Annotated in this window: 19 protein-coding genes, 7 tRNA genes and 1 other RNA gene; 13 read left to right on the forward strand and 14 right to left on the reverse strand. The window is 44.0% G+C overall.

Annotation, left to right across the window (positions count from 1 at the left end; all coding sequences use genetic code 11):
- Nucleotides 1–192 precede the first annotated feature (192 nt).
- The 3 genes from AC3CIA_RS04665 (at nucleotide 193) to tsgA (ending at nucleotide 3,322) form a co-directional block, all read left to right on the forward strand.
- Complete coding sequence (locus tag AC3CIA_RS04665) at nucleotides 193–1,101, forward strand: Tim44 domain-containing protein (protein WP_054548202.1); 909 nt, start codon at nucleotides 193–195, stop codon at nucleotides 1,099–1,101.
- Between the two features lie 268 nt (nucleotides 1,102–1,369).
- Nucleotides 1,370–2,077: a purine-nucleoside phosphorylase gene (deoD, locus tag AC3CIA_RS04670; RefSeq protein ID WP_114633140.1), complete on the forward strand. Its 708-nt coding sequence runs from the start codon at nucleotides 1,370–1,372 to the stop codon at nucleotides 2,075–2,077.
- 72 nt (nucleotides 2,078–2,149) lie between these two features.
- Complete coding sequence (gene tsgA / locus AC3CIA_RS04675) at nucleotides 2,150–3,322, forward strand: MFS transporter TsgA (RefSeq protein WP_488518601.1); 1,173 nt, start codon at nucleotides 2,150–2,152, stop codon at nucleotides 3,320–3,322.
- Between the two features lie 52 nt (nucleotides 3,323–3,374).
- On the opposite strand, the gene AC3CIA_RS04680 is transcribed toward tsgA, so the two are convergent.
- From AC3CIA_RS04680 to AC3CIA_RS04715, 8 genes are all read right to left on the reverse strand, one after another.
- Nucleotides 3,375–4,049, reverse strand: coding sequence for a Crp/Fnr family transcriptional regulator (locus AC3CIA_RS04680; RefSeq protein ID WP_146456818.1), 675 nt, complete (start codon nucleotides 4,047–4,049; stop codon nucleotides 3,375–3,377).
- Between the two features lie 163 nt (nucleotides 4,050–4,212).
- Nucleotides 4,213–4,297: transfer RNA gene (locus tag AC3CIA_RS04685), tRNA-Tyr, on the reverse strand.
- 102 nt (nucleotides 4,298–4,399) lie between these two features.
- A tRNA-Tyr gene (locus AC3CIA_RS04690) sits at nucleotides 4,400–4,484 on the reverse strand.
- A gap of 103 nt (nucleotides 4,485–4,587) precedes the next feature.
- Nucleotides 4,588–4,672 (reverse strand) — tRNA-Tyr (locus AC3CIA_RS04695).
- 102 nt (nucleotides 4,673–4,774) lie between these two features.
- Nucleotides 4,775–4,859, reverse strand: a tRNA-Tyr gene (locus AC3CIA_RS04700).
- Between the two features lie 102 nt (nucleotides 4,860–4,961).
- Nucleotides 4,962–5,046: transfer RNA gene (locus AC3CIA_RS04705), tRNA-Tyr, on the reverse strand.
- Between the two features lie 102 nt (nucleotides 5,047–5,148).
- Nucleotides 5,149–5,233, reverse strand: a tRNA-Tyr gene (locus AC3CIA_RS04710).
- Between the two features lie 102 nt (nucleotides 5,234–5,335).
- Nucleotides 5,336–5,420, reverse strand: a tRNA-Tyr gene (locus AC3CIA_RS04715).
- 551 nt (nucleotides 5,421–5,971) lie between these two features.
- On the opposite strand from AC3CIA_RS04715, the gene AC3CIA_RS04720 reads away from it, so the two are divergent.
- From AC3CIA_RS04720 to AC3CIA_RS04730, 3 genes are all read left to right on the forward strand, one after another.
- Nucleotides 5,972–7,048 (forward strand): efflux RND transporter periplasmic adaptor subunit, encoded by a 1,077-nt coding sequence (locus tag AC3CIA_RS04720; RefSeq protein ID WP_488518602.1) that lies wholly within the window; start codon nucleotides 5,972–5,974, stop codon nucleotides 7,046–7,048.
- Complete coding sequence (vexH, locus tag AC3CIA_RS04725; protein WP_488518603.1) at nucleotides 7,048–10,161, forward strand: vibriobactin export RND transporter permease subunit VexH; 3,114 nt, start codon at nucleotides 7,048–7,050, stop codon at nucleotides 10,159–10,161. The genes AC3CIA_RS04720 and vexH overlap by 1 nt, the downstream gene beginning before the upstream one ends.
- A gap of 144 nt (nucleotides 10,162–10,305) precedes the next feature.
- The gene (locus AC3CIA_RS04730) at nucleotides 10,306–10,626 is read left to right on the forward strand and encodes a DUF1244 domain-containing protein (RefSeq protein ID WP_010439576.1); all 321 of its coding nucleotides are present in this window, start codon (nucleotides 10,306–10,308) and stop codon (nucleotides 10,624–10,626) included.
- A gap of 129 nt (nucleotides 10,627–10,755) precedes the next feature.
- On the opposite strand, the gene AC3CIA_RS04735 is transcribed toward AC3CIA_RS04730, so the two are convergent.
- Nucleotides 10,756–11,823 (reverse strand): PLP-dependent cysteine synthase family protein, encoded by a 1,068-nt coding sequence (locus AC3CIA_RS04735; protein WP_017073562.1) that lies wholly within the window; start codon nucleotides 11,821–11,823, stop codon nucleotides 10,756–10,758.
- Between the two features lie 147 nt (nucleotides 11,824–11,970).
- Here AC3CIA_RS04735 and AC3CIA_RS04740 point away from each other — a divergent pair, with 147 nt between their 5' ends.
- Nucleotides 11,971–12,426 carry an Lrp/AsnC family transcriptional regulator gene (locus tag AC3CIA_RS04740; RefSeq protein WP_017073561.1) on the forward strand — a complete coding sequence of 152 codons (456 nt, stop codon included), beginning with the start codon at nucleotides 11,971–11,973 and terminating at the stop codon, nucleotides 12,424–12,426.
- 73 nt (nucleotides 12,427–12,499) lie between these two features.
- Nucleotides 12,500–13,165 carry a hypothetical protein gene (locus AC3CIA_RS04745; protein WP_488518604.1) on the forward strand — a complete coding sequence of 222 codons (666 nt, stop codon included), beginning with the start codon at nucleotides 12,500–12,502 and terminating at the stop codon, nucleotides 13,163–13,165.
- Nucleotides 13,166–13,322: 157 nt separating this feature from the next.
- Here AC3CIA_RS04745 and tesB read toward each other — a convergent pair whose 3' ends face one another.
- Nucleotides 13,323–14,183 carry an acyl-CoA thioesterase II gene (tesB, locus tag AC3CIA_RS04750; protein WP_029224851.1) on the reverse strand — a complete coding sequence of 287 codons (861 nt, stop codon included), beginning with the start codon at nucleotides 14,181–14,183 and terminating at the stop codon, nucleotides 13,323–13,325.
- Nucleotides 14,184–14,351: 168 nt separating this feature from the next.
- Between tesB and AC3CIA_RS04755 the strand changes: the two genes are divergently transcribed.
- On the forward strand, nucleotides 14,352–14,792 hold the full coding sequence (locus AC3CIA_RS04755; protein ID WP_029224850.1) for a YbaY family lipoprotein: 441 nt from the start codon (nucleotides 14,352–14,354) through the stop codon (nucleotides 14,790–14,792).
- Nucleotides 14,793–14,876: 84 nt separating this feature from the next.
- On the opposite strand, the gene AC3CIA_RS04760 is transcribed toward AC3CIA_RS04755, so the two are convergent.
- On the reverse strand, nucleotides 14,877–15,179 hold the full coding sequence (locus tag AC3CIA_RS04760) for an MGMT family protein (protein WP_102450202.1): 303 nt from the start codon (nucleotides 15,177–15,179) through the stop codon (nucleotides 14,877–14,879).
- A gap of 51 nt (nucleotides 15,180–15,230) precedes the next feature.
- Between AC3CIA_RS04760 and AC3CIA_RS04765 the strand changes: the two genes are divergently transcribed.
- Together AC3CIA_RS04765 and ffs are read left to right on the forward strand one after the other, a co-directional pair.
- Nucleotides 15,231–15,974: a VP0952 family biofilm-associated protein gene (locus tag AC3CIA_RS04765; protein ID WP_017073556.1), complete on the forward strand. Its 744-nt coding sequence runs from the start codon at nucleotides 15,231–15,233 to the stop codon at nucleotides 15,972–15,974.
- 197 nt (nucleotides 15,975–16,171) lie between these two features.
- An RNA gene (gene ffs / locus AC3CIA_RS04770) (signal recognition particle sRNA small type) lies at nucleotides 16,172–16,268 on the forward strand.
- Between the two features lie 108 nt (nucleotides 16,269–16,376).
- Here ffs and AC3CIA_RS04775 read toward each other — a convergent pair.
- Entirely contained in the window at nucleotides 16,377–17,441 is a 1,065-nt protein-coding gene (locus AC3CIA_RS04775; RefSeq protein ID WP_488518605.1) for a bifunctional transcriptional activator/DNA repair enzyme AdaA, read from the reverse strand.
- 216 nt (nucleotides 17,442–17,657) lie between these two features.
- On the opposite strand from AC3CIA_RS04775, the gene AC3CIA_RS04780 reads away from it, so the two are divergent.
- Entirely contained in the window at nucleotides 17,658–18,581 is a 924-nt protein-coding gene (locus AC3CIA_RS04780; protein ID WP_488518606.1) for a DMT family transporter, read from the forward strand.
- 115 nt (nucleotides 18,582–18,696) lie between these two features.
- Here AC3CIA_RS04780 and AC3CIA_RS04785 read toward each other — a convergent pair whose 3' ends face one another.
- Both AC3CIA_RS04785 and AC3CIA_RS04790 read right to left on the reverse strand, forming a co-directional pair.
- Nucleotides 18,697–19,458, reverse strand: a complete 762-nt coding sequence (locus AC3CIA_RS04785) for a transporter substrate-binding domain-containing protein (protein WP_488518607.1) — start codon at nucleotides 19,456–19,458, stop codon at nucleotides 18,697–18,699.
- Between the two features lie 179 nt (nucleotides 19,459–19,637).
- Nucleotides 19,638–19,976 carry a hypothetical protein gene (locus tag AC3CIA_RS04790; protein WP_488518608.1) on the reverse strand — a complete coding sequence of 113 codons (339 nt, stop codon included), beginning with the start codon at nucleotides 19,974–19,976 and terminating at the stop codon, nucleotides 19,638–19,640.
- A 237-nt stretch (nucleotides 19,977–20,213) separates the two neighbouring features.
- Between AC3CIA_RS04790 and AC3CIA_RS04795 the strand changes: the two genes are divergently transcribed.
- The gene (locus AC3CIA_RS04795; RefSeq protein ID WP_010439648.1) at nucleotides 20,214–21,047 is read left to right on the forward strand and encodes an AraC family transcriptional regulator; all 834 of its coding nucleotides are present in this window, start codon (nucleotides 20,214–20,216) and stop codon (nucleotides 21,045–21,047) included.
- Nucleotides 21,048–21,091: the final 44 nt, after the last annotated feature.

Raw genomic sequence — 21,091 nt, forward strand, 5'->3', positions numbered from 1 at the left:
ACTTTCTATTAAATGAACATCGTTCAATATTTTAATGCTGCCCCAGAGTGCCGTCAATCCCTTCGCTAGTTTAGTAATCAATTAATAGCCGCAATATTATGATACATGTGTAAACGTCGTGAATATTTCATTGTTCTTTGTTAACGAGTATGATTAAGGTGTCGAAAGATAAAAAACCTATAAAGGATAATAATGAAACGATTTTTCTCACTAGTCGCGATCCTGTTGGTAACAGTCGCGGTGACGCCAATCGCGGAAGCGAAAAAGTTTGGTGGTGGTAAGTCATTTGGCAAAAGCTTTAAAACGGCTCCAGCACCAAAACAACAAAACACGAATTCGATCCGTCAAGATCAAACAGGTAAGAACACAGCAGCTAACTCTAGCAAGAAAGGCCTTATGGGCGGTCTGCTAGGTGGTTTACTTGCTGGTGGTCTTTTAGCTGCATTCTTTGGTGGCGCATTTGAAGGTATCCAGTTCATGGATATTCTGATTATGGGTCTGATTGCTTTCCTAGCGTTTAAATTCCTACGCGGAATGTTGGGTGCGAAGCAGGGCTCAATGAATCAGCAGAATGCACGTGGCCAACAGCCAGCATTCGGCGGCATGGGTCAGAACAAGTTTGAACAACCTAAGCAACAACCAAATGTTCATAACTTCGAGCAAGCACAACCTCAATCACAAGGCACTGCTGGTGGCTTCGGTTTTGGTGCACAAAGCGATGTTCCACATAACTACCCGCCGGGCTTTGATCAAGCGGCATTCATCAATGGTTCTCGTGAGCACTACCGTACACTGCAAGGTGCATGGAACCACAACGAGCTAAACACGATTGAAGAATACGTATCTCCAAGCCTATTTGAAGACCTAAAAGCTGAGCGTAATAAGCTAGACGGTGATCAGCACACAGACGTAATGTACGTTGATGCTGAAATCGTTCGTGCAGACCACGATGGTAGCAAAGCACAGCTAAGCCTTCAGTTTAGTGGTCGTTACCGTGACACTGCGGATGGCGTTGAAGAAGATATCACAGATATCTGGCACCTAGAGCGTGACCTAACAACTGACAATGCACCTTGGTTAATTGTTGGTATTCAAGGCTAATTCCAAGATTTAACTCAACATCAATATGATGTAGTTATTCGGAATGACACCAAATAATTGAAAGCCCCTGCTGAGAAATCAGCAGGGGCTTTTTTGTGTGCTAAGGATAGTAAGCCAGTCATACTTAGGTTCTTATAACGGCTATTTTCTCTGTTTTGATAGAGAGATTCAAATTTGAGAGGCAGTACTTTGAAAGCGGACATTTGTCCTCAATGCTTTGTGCCATTGCTCCTTATGATTGCGTCAACAAAACAAATAAGGAAACATTATGACTGCACATATTGCTGGTACTGCTGAGGATTTCGCATCTACGGTAATTATGCCGGGAGATCCACTACGAGCGAAATACATTGCTGAAACCTATTTAGAAGACTCAAAGCTCGTGACCGATATTCGTAACATGCTTGGATATACAGGCTATTACAAAGGGCAACGTATCTCAGTAATGGGTCATGGCATGGGTGTTCCTTCAATGGTTCTCTATGGTCACGAACTGATTAATGATTTCGGTGTGAAGCGAATTATTCGTATTGGTAGTGTTGGTGCAACACAGAAAGATGTGATGATGCGTGATGTGATTCTGGCGCAAGCAGCTGGGACAGACTCTCCAACGAATGCTAAGCGCAGCAATGGTTACCACATGGCGACCTCGGCAACGTTTGAATTATTGCACAATGCTTATGTCTCAGCGAAAGAAAAAAATATAGATGTAAAAGTTGGCAACGTCTTCACTGGTGACCTTTATTACGATCCTGATGAAGACCTCATTCCTGCGCTGGAGCGTTTTGGTGTGCTAGGTATCGATATGGAAGTTGCTGGTTTATACGGACTAGCGCAACAATTCGGTATTGAGTCATTAGCTATTCTAACGGTATCTGATCATTGCATTACGGGCGAAGAGACGACTGCAGAAGAGCGTCAGCTTTCATTCAATAACATGATTGAAATTGCTTTAGAAACGGCAATAAAAGCTTAAGCCTATGTGGAGAGCTGAAAGCTAAGCTCTCCAAAACTAGAACATCTAACCTACGAGCCCTTGGAGTGAACAATGAAAAATAAAATGACACTCACTGCTATCAGTTTCCTCGCCAACTTCGTTATGGCGGGTTTTGCGACACAATTTGGTATGTTGGTCGAACCAATAGCCAATACATTTAACGCGAATGTAAATGAAGTCGCATCAATATTTTCTTTATTAAATGGTGGAGCACTCGCCGGAACTATTGCTGCTTTTTTCCTAATTGAAAAAGTCGGGATTAAGCGCATGACGGTGCTGTGCTACGGCATTATCGCACTGTCTTCATTAGGCCTTTATATCTCACCTTCGTTATCGATCGTGATGTTATGTATGACTATCATTGGCTTTTGTGGCGGTGTCGGTCTGTGTATCGCTGGTACTATTGTCGTTTCACTATGGAAAGACAAAATTCAGAGCACAATGTTAGTGGTACAAGACGCGACGTTTAACATTGCTGGTGTTGTGTTCCCTATGATCACTACTTACGCACTTACTAATGCTATGAGTTGGAGCATTAGTTACTTGAGTGTTGGCGTGGTTGCGTTGGCCACAATGTTTATCGCCTTGCTGACTAACTTCAATCAATGTGGTGATGAAAGCGAAACACAAACTGAATCAAAGTCTGAGTGGAACTTTGGTATTATCAGCGGTGGTATCGGATTGTTCTTAGGAATGCTTGCGCTTTATACTTTCTTAACTTGGGCACCAATGTTTGTGAAAGAGAAATTCGATATTCCATTTGAACAAGCGGGTAATATTATTACTCAGTATTGGTCAGCTGCGTTGGTTGGTGCCTTGGTTTCGACTGTGATTGTATCGCGTATGAAGATTCAATATTTCTTATTGACGATTATTACGCTTGCTATGGTGATAACGAGCGTCATCGTTACTACAAATCAACTAGAATGGCTCTCTTACCTGACTTACGGCTACGGGTTTGTATGTGCCGCACTTTACAATGCTTTCATTGCTTATGGTGTCTCATTTGTTCGCAATGCATCAAGTAAGAATGTTTCTTATATATTGGTCAGCGGTAGTGCTGGTGCAATGTTTAGCCCAGCGATTAGCTCTATGATGGAAAGTATTGTTGGTCTCCAAACGGTTATGTACGCTATCCCTGTTATCTATGCAGTTGTGTTAGTGATGCTTATGGCATCTATAAAGTACAAAGCAAACCAATCAGATCAAACTCAAATAGCGTAAATCGTCATCGGTTTTAAGCCGACCCGGAAAAGGTCTGCATTTATGCAGGCCTTTACTGCTCCGTAAACTTTCTAAGCCCTTCTAGATCAAGAATCCTTAAGCCTTTCTTTTCTTTTGCAATAAAGCCTTTGTGTTCAAGTTCTTTCACTGCACGGCGGTAGACTCTATCAGTAGTAGCGAAGCGTTCCGCTTCAAGATAGTTCTTTTGAAAGCCATCGACGGGTAAGTCATTCAAATATTGATGATAAATATCGTAGGCAACATTATAAGTAATCGGGTATAGAAGACGCCTTGTTAGGATCTCGACCGTGTCTTGATAGTCAATAGCGATAGCGCTAGCGAAATAGAGAGAAAGCCTAGGTTGTTCTAACAAGTACTTCTTTAGCTTTTGAGCATCAATGATAGATACGTTGACGGGCTCGATTGGCATAATATCCATTTGGCATCGGTATCCTGTAAAGAATTCCATTTCTCCGAAGACTTGTTGCTCACACTCAAGAGTACCTAACAAAAATGTTCTACCGTTTCGAGCTGTCATTCCCATAGAAACTCTACCGGAATCAACAAGGTAAAGGTTATCTACATGCTCTCCTTGAGTTAATAGCTTCTCATTTTCCTCAAATATTCTGCTCGTACAAATACAATCACGAATGGTTTGTTCGATTAGTTGCTTGTCTTCAGTCCACTCAGTTTCGAAGCGTCCTTTTCCTAGAGTTTGTAGCTGCATATTTGACTTTTATTCAGTTGTTGAGAGATGTTTCTCAACTTGGATGATAGGTTATCAAGATCGTTGAACGAGAAAGGTAACGGGTACAGGGAAATATTATACACAGAAACGAAAAAAGCCAACTCAATGAGTTGGCTTTTCGATTTTCCAATTAAGGAGAATATGGTGGAGGGAGACGGATTCGAACCATCGAAGGCAGTGCCGGCAGATTTACAGTCTGCTCCCTTTGGCCACTCGGGAACCCCTCCAGGGTGTGTCTTACTCTTCACAAAGTAAGCCTAAATTGATGTTTTCCCATAAGCCCATCAATCAGGTTGTTCTCTTAACTCTTAAAAGAGGTAAGAAGAATATGGTGGAGGGAGACGGATTCGAACCATCGAAGGCAGTGCCGGCAGATTTACAGTCTGCTCCCTTTGGCCACTCGGGAACCCCTCCAGGGTGTGTCTTACTCTTCACAAAGTAAGCCTAAATTGATGTTTTCCCATAAGCCCATCAATCAGGTTGTTCTCTTAACTCTTATAAAGAGGTAAGAAGAATATGGTGGAGGGAGACGGATTCGAACCATCGAAGGCAGTGCCGGCAGATTTACAGTCTGCTCCCTTTGGCCACTCGGGAACCCCTCCAGGGTGTGTCTTACTCTTCACAAAGTAAGCCTAAATTGATGTTTTCCCATAAGCCCATCAATCAGGTTGTTCTCTTAACTCTTAAAAGAGGTAAGAAGAATATGGTGGAGGGAGACGGATTCGAACCATCGAAGGCAGTGCCGGCAGATTTACAGTCTGCTCCCTTTGGCCACTCGGGAACCCCTCCAGGGTGTGTCTTACTTTTCACAAAGTAAGCCTAAATTGATGTTTTCCCATAAGCCCATCAATCAGGTTGTTCTCTTAACTCTTAAAAGAGGTAAGAAGAATATGGTGGAGGGAGACGGATTCGAACCATCGAAGGCAGTGCCGGCAGATTTACAGTCTGCTCCCTTTGGCCACTCGGGAACCCCTCCAGGGTGTGTCTTACTTTTCACAAAGTAAGCCTAAATTGATGTTTTCCCATAAGCCCATCAATCAGGTTGCTCTCTTAACTCTTAAAAGAGGTAAGAAGAATATGGTGGAGGGAGACGGATTCGAACCATCGAAGGCAGTGCCGGCAGATTTACAGTCTGCTCCCTTTGGCCACTCGGGAACCCCTCCAGGGTGTGTCTTACTTTTCACAAAGTAAGCCTAAATTGATGTTTTCCCATAAGCCCATCAATCAGGTTGTTCTCTTAACTCTTAAAAGAGGTAAGAAGAATATGGTGGAGGGAGACGGATTCGAACCATCGAAGGCGGAGCCGGCAGATTTACAGTCTGCTCCCTTTGGCCACTCGGGAACCCCTCCAGGGTGTTTTTTCCTATCTCATAATGGATAGGCTAAAGAGATGTTTTTCCCAACGCATCTCTCAAGTGCGGAGCGCATCATAGCAAACACGTTAAACCTGTAAAGAGTTTTTCTTATGGTTTTGTGTTAAATGCTGCCTTTTTGGGCAAAGGTGGCGAAAAGTATGCATATTGCTCGTGAAGTGAACACCTACGCTCAGGTTTACGTAGTGACAGGTAACACCTTGAGGTAACTGACTTTCTGTATTGTGTTTGGTTTGTGTTATTGGCGAAGAAACGTAAATGGAATTTAACCTAGATTTACACTTCTTGACGTTACAGCATTCATCAGTTGATAGAATACGGTTAATTTCATTTATAGATAATAATACCAATCGTAGTAAGTAACTTGTCATTCTAGCTTGTTAAAATGCTCGATAACGGCGTTAGAATTTTTGATTGTAGAATAACTACTTATCGAAAATGCTGCCTTGTTCTCAAGCTTTTTCCCTACGCTATTTCTGACCACTTACCTACTGTGATTGGTATAAACCTTACTTGCAGACCATTATTATGAAGCATAAATCTGTTTTAACCCTGCTTAGCTTGTCGATTCTTATGGCGTCTCCAGCCGTACTTGCTAAGCGTATGGGCCCTAGCACTGTCACTGTTGTGACTGAGCAGGTTGATATTCACCAAGTTAGCCAATCTCTTTCGTTGGTCGGTAAGTTAGAAGCCGAGCAATCGGTCATGATCACTTCTGAAGTAGCTGGCAGAGTCGATTCTATCAACATTAAAGCCAATCAAGATGTCACTAAAGGGCAGATGTTGGTTCAACTCGATGATGACAAAGCGAAAGCCGCGGTTGCAGAGGCTCAAGCTTATTTAAAAGACGAGCAACGTAAGCTAGCGGAATTTCAACGCCTAGTGAAACGTAACGCGATCACGCAAACTGAAATTGATGCTCAGAAAACAAACGTAGAGATCGCCAACGCTCGCTTAGCTGCCGCAAACGCTAACCTTAAAGATCTACACATCAGCGCACCTTTCTCTGGCACTGTCGGTTTTATCGACTTTAGCCGCGGTAAAATGGTGACAGCAGGCACTGAACTCGTGACCTTAGATGACTTGTCTGTGATGCAGTTAGATCTTCAAATTCCTGAGCGCTACCTTTCTAAACTTTCTAAAGGTATGAAAGTAACGGCTCACACCAGTGCCTGGGGCGATACTCAGTTCACTGGCACAGTAGTTGGTATCGATTCCCGTATTAACGCTGAAACTTTGAACCTGCGAGTTCGAATTCATTTCGATAACAACAATGATTACCTAAAACCGGGTATGCTAGTCGCGGCTGATATGGACTTCCCACCAGTAGAAGCACCAATTATTCCAGTCCAAGCCTTGGAGTACTCGGGCACTAAACGTTTTGTTTATGTGATTGGCGAGGATAACAAGGCAACTCGAACAGAAGTGTTCTTGGGTGCGCGTATCGATAACGAAGTCGTGATTGATAAAGGCATCGAAATTGGTCAGAAGATCGTGGTGCAAGGTATCGTGAACATGCGTGACGGAGTCTTGGTTCAAGAGCTTGCCGTTAATCGCCCAACTGATGCAGCAAGTGATAAAAAAGCACAAGAGGGCGCTAACTAATGTTGTTATCTGATGTTTCTGTAAAGAGACCAGTAGCGGCTGTCGTATTGAGCCTGCTTTTGGTTGTGTTTGGTATCGTCTCTTTCAATAAGCTCGCGGTTCGTGAGATGCCTGATATTGAAAGCCCGGTGGTATCGATCAGTACTCGTTATGAGGGTGCGTCTGCCACCATCATTGAAAGTCAAATAACCTCCAATCTTGAAGACCAATTATCCGGTATCAGTGGTATCGATGAGATCGAATCCACAACGCGTAACGGCATGTCGCGTATCACTATTACCTTTGAGCTTGGTTACGACCTCAATACGGGTGTGAGTGATGTGCGTGATGCGGTCGCTCGTGCTCAGCGATCATTGCCTGATGAAGCCGACGACCCCATTGTTTATAAGAACAATGGTAGTGGCGAAGCCTCGGTCTACATTAACTTAAGCTCGACTGAGATGGACCGAACGCAGTTAACCGACTACACCGAACGAGTGTTGATTGACCGCTTTAGTTTGATCTCAGGTGTGAGCTCGGTGGATATCTCAGGTGGCTTGTACAAAGTAATGTACGTCAAGCTGAAACCTGCTCAGATGGCGGGTCGTGGTGTTACTACCTCGGACATCACTTCTGCATTGAACAATGAGAATATTGAAAGCCCGGGTGGTGAAGTACGTAATGACGCGATTGTGATGTCGGTGCGTACAGCTCGTTCTTACACTGAAGCGGAAGATTTCGAATACCTAGTGGTAAAACGTGCCTCTGATAACACGCCTATCTACCTGAAAGACGTAGCGGATGTATACATTGGTGCAGAAAACGAGAACTCGACCTTTAAGAGTGATGGCGTTGTTAACGTAAGTATGGGTATTGTGCCTCAGTCAGATGCAAACCCACTTGAGGTTGCTGACTTAGTACACAAAGAAGTCGAAGCAATTCAAAAGTTCCTACCTGATGGGACTCGTCTGGCGGTCGACTATGACTCAACGGTCTTTATCGATCGTTCGATCTCAGAGGTTTACAGCACACTCTTTATTACGGGTGGCTTAGTTATCCTTGTGCTTTACATCTTTATTGGTCAAGCACGTGCAACACTTATTCCAGCGGTAACCGTACCCGTCTCTTTGATCTCTTCGTTTATTGCGGCGTACTACTTCGGTTTTTCTATCAACCTGATTACCTTGATGGCACTTATCCTGTCGATTGGTTTGGTGGTCGATGACGCGATTGTGGTAGTAGAAAACATTTTCCACCATATTGAACGTGGTGAGTCACCACTGCTTGCAGCCTATAAAGGAACACGAGAGGTAGGCTTCGCGGTAATCGCAACAACGCTTGTATTGGTGATGGTATTTTTACCAATCTCGTTCATGGATGGCATGGTAGGTCTTCTGTTTACTGAGTTCTCGGTATTGTTGGCGATGTCGGTGATTTTCTCGTCGCTAGTCGCATTAACGTTAACGCCAGTGTTAGGCAGTAAAATCCTAAAAGCGAACGTTAAACCGAACCGTTTCAATCTGTTTGTCGAGCGCGTATTTGGCAAGCTTGAGTCTGGATATCGCTCGGTCTTGCGTCGTGCTCTAAACTGGCGTTGGGCAGCTCCAATCATCATTATCGCGTGTATGGGCGGTAGTTATGGCTTGATGCAACAAGTGCCGTCGCAACTGACTCCACAAGAAGACCGTGGTGTTATCTTTGCGTTTGTTCGTGGTGCCGATGCAACCAGTTACAACCGTATGTCTGCCAACATGGACATCGTTGAAGAGCGCTTAATGCCATTGCTTGGTCAAGGCTTCTTGAAGTCATTCAGTATTCAATCACCAGCGTTTGGTGGTAATGCGGGCGACCAAACGGGCTTCGTTATCATGATCCTAGAAGATTGGGATGAGCGTGACGTTACAGCACAAGAAGCGTTGAATGAAGTTCGTAAATCTTTGAATGGCATTCCTGATGTACGTGTATTCCCATTCATGCCTGGCTTCAAAGGGGGGTCAAGTGAGCCAGTTCAATTTGTACTTGGCGGTTCTGATTACACTGAACTTCAAAAATGGGCCGAGCTATTAAAGCAAGCCGCTGAAGAGTCTCCAATGATGGAAGGCGCGGACATCGATTACTCTGAGAAAACACCAGAGCTATTGGTAACCGTAGATAAGCAGCGTGCAGCAGAGTTAGGTGTTAGCGTTTCAGATATTTCAGATACGTTAGAAATCATGCTTGGCGGACGCAGTGAAACCACCTTCGTTGACCGTGGTGAAGAGTACGACGTATACCTGCGTGGTGATGAAAACAGCTTTAACAACGCTAATGACTTAAGCCAAATCTACATGCGAACTCAGTCTGGCGAGCTAGTTACGCTCGACACGCTGACGCACATTGAAGAAGTGGCATCCTCGATTCGTTTATCGCACTACAACAAGCAGAAATCGGTGACCATTAAAGCAAACCTAATGGAAGGTTACACGCTGGGTGATGCTCTGGATTTCCTTGATGAACAAGCGATTGAGCAGTTACCAGGCGATATCTCAGTTAGCTATTCTGGCGAGTCAAAAGACTTTAAAGAGAACCAATCAAGTATCTTAGTGGTATTTGCGCTAGCGATGCTGGTCGCGTACTTGGTACTGGCCGCGCAGTTTGAAAGCTTCATTAACCCGCTGGTGGTGATGTTCACCGTACCTATGGGTATCTTTGGTGGCTTCTTAGGTTTGGTGTTGATGAATCAAGGGCTTAACGTCTATAGCCAGATTGGTATGATCATGTTGATCGGTATGGTAACCAAGAACGGTATCTTGATCGTAGAGTTTGCTAACCAACTTCGTGACCGTGGCATTGAGTTTGAAAAGGCGATTATTGATGCTTCGGCTCGACGTTTACGTCCAATCTTGATGACGGCGTTCACCACACTAGCCGGTGCAATCCCATTGATTACTTCAACGGGCGCGGGTTACGAAAGCCGAGTGGCTGTGGGTACGGTTATCTTCTTTGGTATGGGCTTTGCAACTTTGGTTACTCTGTTCGTCATCCCTGCGATGTATCGACTGGTTTCGGGTACGACGCGTTCACCTGGCCATGTGGAAGCGGTTCTAAATAAAGAGCTGAGCCATGACAACGTGGGTAGAAGCTCTCACGGTTAATGAATACGCACGGTTAATGAACATGGAATAGTGTAACAATATTGAAAAGCCTGCGTTTGCTCCTAGCGAATTGCAGGCTTTTTTTGTATAACGAATACAGCTCAACGAATGAATACAAGAAAATAAATATAAAAGGAAAGTAAAGTGGCTGAATTTAAATACAAAGATCTTTCTCAAGAAGAACAAGATAAACTAGACGCAGCAACCTTTCGTCGCCTGTTAGCACATTTAGATAGCAACAAAGATGTGCAAAATATCGACCTGATGATCTTGGCGGGCTTCTGCCGCAACTGTTTCAGCAAGTGGTACAAAGCTGAAGCTGAGCAACAAGGCCTAGACTTGGATATCGATGACGCTCGTGAGCGCGTATACGGCATGACTTACGATGAGTGGAAACAAAACCATCAACCAAAAGCGACACCTGAGCAACTAGCGGCGTTTGAAGCGAAGCAGAAGCCAGAATAATTTGTCGATTTAGCAGCAACGATTTATAGATCAAGCAGCACTTAGAACAAACCGCATATAGCAAAAGAGCCCATCAGGGCTCTTTTTAATTTTGTACGCTAATCTTAGCTTTGAATGCTAGTGTCGAGCTTAAGCTAACTCACCTGTTTGCGAGAAAGCTTCTAGCTTCGCTGCATAAGGTTGTAGGTCACCGATATTCAGATTTACCCACTCGTCATTGAAGTAAGTGTCTAGGTAACGCTCACCACTGTCACATAGCAAAGTCACGATAGAACCTTTCTCTCCACGTGCTTTCATTTCACTGGCTAGTTGAAGCACACCGTACATATTGGTACCGGTTGATGCACCAACTTTTCGGCCAAGAATATCAGACAGCCAATGCGTAGTAGCGATACTTGCTGCGTCTGGAATTGTACGCATCTCATCAATCACACCCGAGATAAAGCTAGGCTCTGCACGTGGGCGCCCGATACCTTCAATTTTGCTGAATGTGTTGCCTTTGACATCCGCGTTGCCTGTCTTGAAAAATTCATGGAATACAGAATTCTCAGGGTCGACAACACAAAGTTTAGTTTCATGTTGTTGGTAGCGAATGAAACGACCAATGGTTGCTGATGTACCACCAGTGCCTGGGCTCATTACCACCCACGCTGGAACTGGGTGATCTTCCATCTGCATTTGATTGAAAATTGAGTTGGCAATGTTGTTGTTACCACGCCAGTCGGTTGCACGCTCAGCGTAAGTAAATTGATCCATGTAATGCCCATTCAACTCTTCAGCTAAACGACGAGACTCTGCGTAGATTTCGTCAGAGCGCTCAACAAGGTGCGCTTGACCGCCGTAGAATTCAATCTGTTCAATTTTCTTTTTCGCTGTGCATTTTGGCATTACCGCAATAAACGGAAGGCCAAGCAGGCGAGCAAAGTACGCTTCAGACACCGCTGTACTGCCTGATGAAGATTCAATGATCGTGGTTTCTGGGCCAACCCAACCATTACAAATCGCATAGAGGAAAAGGGAACGCGCTAAACGATGCTTCAAAGAGCCTGTTGGGTGTGTACTTTCATCTTTAAGATAAATATCAATGCCTTCTACGCTAGGTAGATCGAGCTTGATCAGGTGCGTATCCGCTGAGCGTTGGTAATCGGCTTCAATTTTACGAATCGCGTTGTTAATCCATTGATGGTCAGTACACATAGGCGTTCTCCTGAGACTAAGTAGGAATTCTTTGTAATTGGTATGGTTATAATTTAGCGATATCCAAGGAGAAAAACTTTGCCATATTTCCTTTGTTTTGCTTAAATTGTAGAAAATTATTCTCTTTAAAACTGATTTGGTGAAAGTGTGATAGATGCCGTAGATAAAAAGATATTAAGGTTGTTACAAGAAGACAGCACGCTGTCGTTGAATGACATATCTGAAGCGGTCAACCTGACGACCACGCCTTGTTGGAAAAGACTTAAGCGGCTTGAAGAGAACGGAGTTATTGAGAAAAGAGTCGCGTTGTTGAACCCTGAAAAGCTCGATCTTTCCTTTACCGCGTTCGTATTGATTAAAACCAGTGATCATTCTCATGAGTGGTATGGTCGTTTTGTTAATACTGTGTCTGAATTTCCAGAAGTGATGGAGTTCTATCGTATGGCGGGCGAGTATGATTATATGATGAAGGTTCAGGTGAAAGACATGAAGTGTTTTGACGACTTTTACAAACGCTTAGTGAATAGCATTGATGGTATATCTAATGTGACGTCGACTTTTGCGATGGAACCACTGAAGTACACGACAGCGTTGCCGCTTTAAGCTCAACCTAATCTTATGCTACCTCTCGTTTCAGTTTAGACATCGCCTTTGCGATATAAGAAAAGGATTATTCATGTTTGCAAAAGTATCTACCGCAATCCAGTTGGTATTAGCGGTCGCCATTTTTTTCTTGGGCTACACCATCTATTCATTTACCAATAAAGTCGGGGAGATCGTCGATACTTATCCGCAAGTTATTGAAGACTTATCGGGTCTTACCAAGGGACTAAAAGTGGAAGAGCTATTAGCGTTTGCTGAGCATGTTAATGAACTGGCTCCTCAGGTTTTGGATACTGTAGAAGATGTCCGTAAAACCATCGATGAAGTTAATCAAACTGTTTCATCGGTCGATAGCAAAATCCCCGCTATCTTAGATGAAGTTAAGAGTGTTCGAACCGAAGTAGAGCAAGTAAGAGCCGATGTTATTCCCCCAACACTGACGGAATTAAAACGATACCGTGTCGATGTAATGCCGCCAATGCTCGCTGAAAGTAAATCTTATCGAGAGCAAACCATTCCAGTGATTGTCACTGAATCCGAAATGCTTAGAGCTGAAGTGCCTGATATTTTGGTACAAGCTAATTTGCTAGCCGATAAGAGTAGAGAGTTAGCTCAGGGAGCGGCAGAAGGTGCGGTGAAAGGGGTGGTGCTATCACCATTTAATCTACTGCGAGACGCTGGAGATGGCATTAAAATGCGAGTACAAAGTGAATTCGAGCCGACGTTAGAGGTTGAATAGACTTTACTGTTTTTGTGTGACGTTCTTTCGTCAGCGTTACTAAAAAGGGGCTAGGTATGATACCTAGCCCCTTTTGGGTTTGAACGTGCTTGTTCGCCGTTTCTAAAAATGTACGTCGCTTTTAAAAATGCTCACAGTTATAAAAAGTGTTTGCTCGTTACTTGGTAAAGCGCATCACACCTTCTTGAACGGCTGTCGCGACTAGCTCACCTTTTTGGTTGTAAATCTCACCACGCACTAAGCCGCGAGTGTTGGCCGCGGTCGGGCTTTCAATCGCATATAGCAGCCATTCATCCATTTTGAATGGACGGTGGAACCAAATAGAGTGGTCAATCGTCGCAACTTGGAAGTTTGGCGTCATGATCGATACTTCATGAGGGTGAAGCGCTGTCACCAAGAAACCCCAATCAGACGCGTATGCCAACAAATATTGGTGAATAAGCTGGTTGTCTGGCAACGCACCATTTGCTCTTACCCACAGGTATTGTTTCGCTTCGGCTTTTTTAGGGTTTAGTGGATTAACGACCGTAACAGGGCGCATCTCAATCGGTTTTTCTCCACAAAAGGTTTTGCGTAGCTTCTCTGGTAAGAATTCAGCGATATGGCTCGCTAACTCGGTTTCTGATGCAAAGTTCTCTGGCCCTGGAATATCAGGCATTGCAATTTGGTGTTCAAAGCCTGGAGCATCGCCATGATAAGAAGCTGTGAGATAGAAAATAGGGCGGCCATTTTGAATTGCTTTAACACGACGTGTGCTAAAGCTGCGTCCATCTCTTAGGTTTTCAACATCGTAAATAATTGGCTTTTCAGGATCACCAGGGTACAGAAAGTAACTATGGAACGAGTGAACACTGCGGTCGTCTTGAACGGTATAGCGAGCCGCAGAAAGCGCTTGTCCCAATACCTGACCGCCATAAACCTGGGGAAGACCTAGGTTCTCACTTTGCCCTCGGAATAAACCTTCTTCCAGCTTTTCTAGCTGAAGTAAACTGAGTAATTCTTGTAAAGGTTGACTCATCACCAGCATTCCTCTTCGTAAAATGGGTGTCAGATTAGTGTGCTAATCATTTAGCTTAGTCAAATATCTGTCAATAAATCATAGGGTTTCGAGACAGAATATGAAAGCTCTCTTATAATTAGGCCGTAGATTTGTCGATTCCGACAAACATGTTGAGAGAAATTGAATATGAAAAAGGCTCTAATTTTTATTACGTCTTTATTATCGTTTGGCCTATTGGTTGGTTGCCAAGCAACATCAGAAACGAATGCTTCTCAAGAAGCCGTTGCAGAGAATACCCAAGTGATTTCAGGTACAGTAAGCTATCGTGAACGAATTGCATTGCCAGAGAATGCAGTTATTACCGTAACGCTAGAAGATATTTCACTTGCTGACGCACCATCAACGGTGATTGCGACTCAAGAATTCACAGCTGATGGTAAGCAAGTACCTTTCGCATTCGAATTGAGCTACGACAACAACAAAATTCAAGCTAACCACCGTTACAACATGCGCGCAACGATTCATGTCGACGGTAAGTTACGTTTCACAACAGACACAATTAAGTCTGTAATTACTGATGTAGAAAACACGCAACAAGCAGACTTGCGCTTGGTTGGTGTTCGTTAACTAGGAATGGATGCCATATCAAGGCATCTTGATTAGCTGATTAGCTGATTAGCTGATTAACTAGTTATGTAATTGATGGCAGCTCTAGGGCTGCCATTTGTATATTCTGAGTTTTACCTTTCCTGCGTCACTCACTTCAACCCCTTCTTCGACCAGATGCTTCTTTTGGCGATCAAACGAATCACCCTTCAAAGAGATCTCACCTTTGCTGTTAATCACCCTATACCAAGGTAGTTTACTTCCTTCAGGCAAGTTGCCTAATGCTCTACCTACATGTCGTGCATAGCCCGGAAAACCTGAAAAACGTGCTATGTCTCCATAAGTTGTTACTTTCCCATATGGAATTTGGTGAATCACAGCAAAGATTTGGAGCAAAAATTGGTCCATACTAAAAGTTCCTAGTTCATTAATACCACGGATCGGTAGAAGGAGAGGGCTATGGTATTTTCAACGTTTCAGTTCTTGATAACCACATTATTAGCGGTTGTTTGCGCGAGAGCAATCAGTTTAAGTGAGGGAGACATCCCAGTACTTGCAATGGTTATTCCTGCTTTATGGATCTTACCGCAGGGAGGCATCGCAGGGTTAGCTTTGCTCGCATCCATGACTGCCTATGGTTTAACCCTGCCTTTACAACCCATCACGCTGTCTGTCAGTGCGTGGGTATTATTCCCACTGCTTATGGTGGTCTTTTCAAAACGCAGTAGTTTATCCGTCGTGATTATTTCTGGCTTGATTGTAGCAACTTTGCAAGTCGGGATTATGGTCACGCAGTCAGCAGGTAAGCTTGATGGCGCTCCCTGGATTACCACACTACAGACTTTGTCGATCATTGTGATTTGGTGGGCAGCGAATCACCTTAAACCAGCCAGCCGACACAGCTGGTGGTCATTAGGTTTGATTCTTCCATTGTGGATAGCCGACTTACCTTATGCAGCTTTGGTTGCCTTGTGTGTTACAGGCATTATGGCATCGATGGAAACACTGACGCGTTTGAAAACCTTCCGATGGAATAAGCTATTGTGTTGGACATTACCAACGGTCGGTTTTGCTGCTCTGGTGATTACTCCAAGCATTGAGGTTCCAAGTCCGGTATTTGTGGTTTGGTTGTGCCTGTTAGGCACGGCATGGATGACAGATTACATCCTTCGCACCGAAGATAACGAAGATATAGATATCTAGCACCACAGAAACTCAAGCCGTTAGAACGCAGGTAAATGGTGAATTTACCTGCGATTTTCTAGTGGTTTGAATAAAGGATAAGCACTTAGACAGCAATTGTTCAAAAATAGGGTCGAAGAGCTTGCAATGGTTGCTGCGATGCTTAATAATCCAATCACTCTTTGAGGCAAGCCTCTTAGAAAAAGAATCTATGGAGGCTCTGGTCCTCCCGCAACACTAACTTGTGAACTCGGTCAGGCCTGGAAGGGAGCAGCCGCAGCAGGCGACGTGTGTGCCGGGATGTGGCTGGGGCTTCCACCCATATAAAAAGCCGCTCTTAATGAGCGGCTTTTTGCTATCTGAAGCTTTTTAATTGTAGTTTTAAATAACGTCTTTAAGTCTATTGATTAGCTACTCTAGCGCTTACTTGTCTTGTACTAATCGCTCTTTATCTAATAACGCGCGTTTACGTTCCAATCCCCAACGGTATCCACCTAGCTCCCCATTACTTCTCAGAACGCGATGGCAAGGTATCAGCACGCCAATTCGGTTTTTACCACAAGCTGATGCTACCGCTCGAACGGCTTTTGGTTTGTCGATCTCACAAGCTACTTCACTGTAGCTAACAATATCGCCTTCTTTGATGCTCAATAAAAACTGCCATACCTTAATCTGAAATGCAGTTCCTCGAATATCCAGTGGCAAATCAGGTCTTGGGGCGCCTTGACTGATGTGCTGATCGAGTGCTTCTATCCAGAAATCCAACTCGGGCGTATCTAGTGACGCAGAAATTGTCAGTTCGGCTTTTGGGAACTCGCTACTCAATTGCTCTAATAGTGCTTGTTCATTGTCACCAAATTGCACGAAACAGACGCCTTTATCGGTCGCGGCCATCATCATGAAACCGAGTGAGGTTTGGCGGCATGCATAATTGATCGTTTCGCCAGCGCCTCCTGCTCGATAGGCCTTTGGTGCCATACCTATGTTGCGAGTTGCTTCTCCATAGACACGACTGATTGAGCCAAAACCAGAGGCGTAGATGGCATCGGTTACGCCGTCTCCTTGTTTTAGAGAGCTCTTAAAGTGACGCATTCGAACGGCATCTTGATACGCTTTAGGTGACACTCCGAATGCTTCCTTGAACAGCCTTTGTAATCGTGAGGGAGATAATTCCGCAATTTCACCTAAGCTAGAAAGTGTGAGTTTCTCATCAGCGTGCGCTTCAATGTGGCGTGCAACTTCTACCAATTTTGCCACTCGAGAGTTTCCCGGAAAAGGGTGGCAGCGTTTGCATGGCCTGAAGCCTGCCAACATCGCCATTTCAATGCTTTCAAAGAACCTCAAGTTCTCAGGTTTTGCAGGCCTCGCAGAACACGATGGCAAGCAATAAACACCCGTAGTGATAACACCATAGAAAAATTGCCCGTCGAAAGACTTGTCTCTGACGGCTATCGCTTTTCTCATTTCGAGTTCTGGTGGCATTGGCATGGCTTAATCTCTACTTAATTACTGGTCTATCATTATCTAACCGCATGTTCGGTGATGGTTCCATCCGTTTCTTGCTAACTAATTTTATTATAAGCACTTGAGGTTCAATCGCTCTTGGATTGAACAATATAGATATAACGCAAAAATCGGATGTTTTGTATTTCTGTGGGTCGCTAAGATTGATCATATACCAATTATTCAAGAGTGAACTGAACCATGACATCGACTATTAATATCTCAATGAATGCCCGTGTGTGGGCAATGCTGATTGTTCTTTCCATGCTATGGGGAGGATCGTTCTTCTTCGTTGGTGTTGTGGTTACTGATCTTCCTCCGTTAACCATAGTCGCGCTTAGAGTGGGAATTGCTGCCATCACTTTGTGGATTATTGCTTTGATGATAGGGCTTCGCCCGCCTAAAGAGTTGCGTGTTTGGGGGGCCTTTTTAGGAATGGGTTTACTTAATAATGTCGTCCCGTTCGCGCTTATCGTATGGGGGCAAACTCAAATCGCGTCTGGGCTAGCGTCGATCCTAAACGCAGCGACACCGATCTTCGCGGTTGTGGTGGCAGGAATACTATTACCTGATGAGCGTGTAACACCGCTAAAACTCGTGGGTGTCGGCATTGGTTTTGTTGGTGTGGTTGTGATGATAGGGTTGCCTGCTCTGAGCGGAGGTGGCAGTTTTATTGCTCAGTTGGCAATCATCGCGGCTGCTTTGTCATACGCTTTTGCAGGAGTGTACGGTCGTCGATTCAAAGCTATGGAGATCAATCCGATTATCACAGCGGCAGGGCAAGTAACAGCATCAACGATTGTTTTAACCCCTGTTGCGTTAATGGTGGATGGCCCACTTGATGTTGTAGCAATGAGTGGAGATACATGGGCGGCTATCGCTGGGCTTGCAGTTTTATCGACAGCGGTCGCTTATGTTCTGTACTTTAAAATTCTAGAACTGGCAGGGGCGACCAATGTTTTACTCGTTACCTTGTTAGTGCCTGTTTCCGCCATCTTGCTTGGTTCTCTGTTCCTCAATGAGTCGTTAGAAGTTATTCATTTTGTTGGCATGTTGTTGATCGCTATTGGCTTGTCGGCCATCGATGGAAGATTGTGGCGCCGTATTAAACTGGCGAAGACTTGAGTTTAGTTTAATGGGCAAGGCACGGTTGACCTTGCCATCATTAGTTAAAAAACATTGCTGTGTTTAGAATCAAAAGACAAACAATCGCAGTCAGCAATATTTGAAAGGCATTGTGTTAGTCGTAAATACTGTATGAAAAATACTTACTCGCTATCTTTTGATGCTGACCATTGTCGATCAAGCGTTGGATACCGTCATCAATAAGATCTTTCAGTTCATTGTCTTGTTTTCGTACCGCCACACCAATCCCACGACCAAACCACTTCTCTTCTGTAAATTTAGGGCCCGTAAAGTGATGGTCCTTACCTTGTTCTGTTTCGAGAAAGCCTGCATTGAGACCCATTGAACCACCAAATACAGAATCAAGACGGCCGTTGAGTAAATCAGTAAAGGCTTCATCGAATGAACCGTAACGTTTAATGTCTACATCAGGGTAGATCTCAGAAAGGTACTTATCACCGATTGTTGCACGTTGAACCCCGATAGTTAGGTCATTCAAGCTGTCGTCATTCATATTGATCTCTCGATCTTTCTTCATCACGAAACGAGTAGGGACTTTGGCGTATGGGATGGTGAAGTTAACTTTCTTTTCACGCTCTTCGGTAATCGTCATAGCTGCAATTATCGCATCGTTCTTACGACTCAAGAGCGAAGGGATAATACCGTCCCAATCTGTTTTGGAGATGATGCACTTTACCCCTAATTCGATACAAAGCGCGTTGGCTAAATCGACTTCAAATCCCTCTAATTCACCGTCCTGCGTTGTCCAGCTGAATGGTGGGTAAGCCCCTTCAACAGTAAAGCGAATTTGTTTCCAATCTTTAGCGTACGTGAACACAGAGAAAACACTGACGAATGCAACAAGTATCCATTTCATTTGTTATTTCCTTATAGTAATAATGGATACTGATAATTAACTACTTGTTAACATTTTTCAATATGAATACATAGCGAATACATATTGATGTGAGCAAAGGCATGCATAACAACCTGTTTGTTCTAGCTTTCTTCCAAGTGTTGTTTGTGTATTAAGTTGAGTTTAAATTACCTAACCTCTCAATTCGCAGGCAACACAACAGCAGACGCTTCTTCGTCTGAATCTTCTTTGTCTTCTACTTGGTCAGCAACCCAATCAATTGTCTTTGTTAAGTAGAGCTTGTTGGTTTCTATATCACACCAACTTTTTGACAGCCCTCGGCGATTAAACTCACTGCCAATCGCTGCGAGTGTTTGGTTGCTTGAGCGCCCGTAATACAAGGTGTCGCACAGTTGCAGGTTCGACATCGATTGAGGATACGTATTGACTGACGAGGAGTTCATACTTAAAGCTTTGGATTGATTGTGTGTGCAGCCAGTTAGGCTCAGGAAAAAGAAAAAGATTAGCGTATTTTTCATGGTGTATCAGGTCTGTTGCCGATGATTTGAAGAGAGTATTGCCATGATTGCTACACTAATTTGTCAATTCCTCGCCAACTAGTTATAGACCAAGACTTTCCTCCCAGTTAGAAAGCGTTATTAAGCCAGCGATAAAAACGGTATTAACGATCAAATGCGCAATTTTGTACAAAAGTTGTGAGAGCCTATAGAGTAGACTGATAAGTCGCTCGATAATTAAAAGGCTTGGGGATGGTTATGGATAACAAAAAGCGATCTAAAGAGAAAGCCGAATACAAGATCACAGAAGAACTCGGTGGCCTTGAAATCCTCAATGCAGAATATGAAAAGCAGAACTTCTCACGTCACAGCCATGAAGGTTACACTCTCGGTGTGATTGAGCAGGGTGCTCAGCGCTTCTATCGAACGGGAGGGCATCATGTCGCGCCTCAAGATGCCATCATTCTGGTTAACGCTGATGAAGTTCATAGCGGTCATTCTGCTACCGAAGGTGGTTGGGCGTATCGTGCAATGTATCCACTGCCAGAACAACTTGCCAAAATCACACAGGAACTCAATCTGCCGAATTACGGGGCTCCTTACTTCCCTAGAGCAGTTGTTGAAGATCCTGAACTCGCCAATCAACTCAGATTAGTTTTCAACACGATTGATGAATCAGATAATCGCCTGCTAAGAGAAACCTTGATGTACGGGATGTTGGTTAAACTGATTAGCCGACATGGGAAGTCGAGCCTTAAGCCTCTGTTAGATGGAAAAACTCAACGCCAACTTGTTCTAGTGAAAGAGTTTTTAGACGATTTTCCACAAGCGGATGTGTCATTGGAAGAATTGTCGAAGCTTGCGGCTTTAAGCCCATTTCACTTGGTGCGCTCCTTTCAAAAAGAATTTGGTCTTCCGCCACATGCATATCAAATTCAATCTCGACTCAGGCTTTCGCGTAAGTTGCTAAAGCAAGGGCATTCGATCTCGGACACTGCTCAAGAGTGTGGCTTTCACGATCAAAGCCATTTTCATCGACATTTTAAGAAAGCCAACGGTTACACCCCAGGTCAGTATATTAAGATGCGTTGATCTGATCGCTTTTAACTTTGTGCTTTGGCGATAAAGCAAATTTG

The organism is Vibrio sp. QJM3NY_27 (genome assembly GCF_057785955.1).

Excerpts from the sequence above, each read along its gene's own strand:
- AC3CIA_RS04665 (WP_054548202.1), top strand. The coding sequence starts at position 193 with ATGAAACGATTTTTCTCACTAGTCGCGATCCTGTTGGTAACAGTCGCG.
- deoD (WP_114633140.1), top strand. The coding sequence starts at position 1,370 with ATGACTGCACATATTGCTGGTACTGCTGAGGATTTCGCATCTACGGTA.
- tsgA (WP_488518601.1), top strand. The coding sequence starts at position 2,150 with ATGAAAAATAAAATGACACTCACTGCTATCAGTTTCCTCGCCAACTTC.
- AC3CIA_RS04680 (WP_146456818.1), bottom strand. The coding sequence starts at position 4,049 with ATGCAGCTACAAACTCTAGGAAAAGGACGCTTCGAAACTGAGTGGACT.
- AC3CIA_RS04720 (WP_488518602.1), top strand. The coding sequence starts at position 5,972 with ATGAAGCATAAATCTGTTTTAACCCTGCTTAGCTTGTCGATTCTTATG.
- vexH (WP_488518603.1), top strand. The coding sequence starts at position 7,048 with ATGTTGTTATCTGATGTTTCTGTAAAGAGACCAGTAGCGGCTGTCGTA.
- AC3CIA_RS04735 (WP_017073562.1), bottom strand. The coding sequence starts at position 11,823 with ATGTGTACTGACCATCAATGGATTAACAACGCGATTCGTAAAATTGAA.
- AC3CIA_RS04745 (WP_488518604.1), top strand. The coding sequence starts at position 12,500 with ATGTTTGCAAAAGTATCTACCGCAATCCAGTTGGTATTAGCGGTCGCC.
- tesB (WP_029224851.1), bottom strand. The coding sequence starts at position 14,183 with ATGAGTCAACCTTTACAAGAATTACTCAGTTTACTTCAGCTAGAAAAG.
- AC3CIA_RS04755 (WP_029224850.1), top strand. The coding sequence starts at position 14,352 with ATGAAAAAGGCTCTAATTTTTATTACGTCTTTATTATCGTTTGGCCTA.
- AC3CIA_RS04760 (WP_102450202.1), bottom strand. The coding sequence starts at position 15,179 with ATGGACCAATTTTTGCTCCAAATCTTTGCTGTGATTCACCAAATTCCA.
- AC3CIA_RS04765 (WP_017073556.1), top strand. The coding sequence starts at position 15,231 with ATGGTATTTTCAACGTTTCAGTTCTTGATAACCACATTATTAGCGGTT.
- AC3CIA_RS04775 (WP_488518605.1), bottom strand. The coding sequence starts at position 17,441 with ATGCCAATGCCACCAGAACTCGAAATGAGAAAAGCGATAGCCGTCAGA.
- AC3CIA_RS04780 (WP_488518606.1), top strand. The coding sequence starts at position 17,658 with ATGACATCGACTATTAATATCTCAATGAATGCCCGTGTGTGGGCAATG.
- AC3CIA_RS04785 (WP_488518607.1), bottom strand. The coding sequence starts at position 19,458 with ATGAAATGGATACTTGTTGCATTCGTCAGTGTTTTCTCTGTGTTCACG.
- AC3CIA_RS04790 (WP_488518608.1), bottom strand. The coding sequence starts at position 19,976 with ATGAAAAATACGCTAATCTTTTTCTTTTTCCTGAGCCTAACTGGCTGC.
- AC3CIA_RS04795 (WP_010439648.1), top strand. The coding sequence starts at position 20,214 with ATGGATAACAAAAAGCGATCTAAAGAGAAAGCCGAATACAAGATCACA.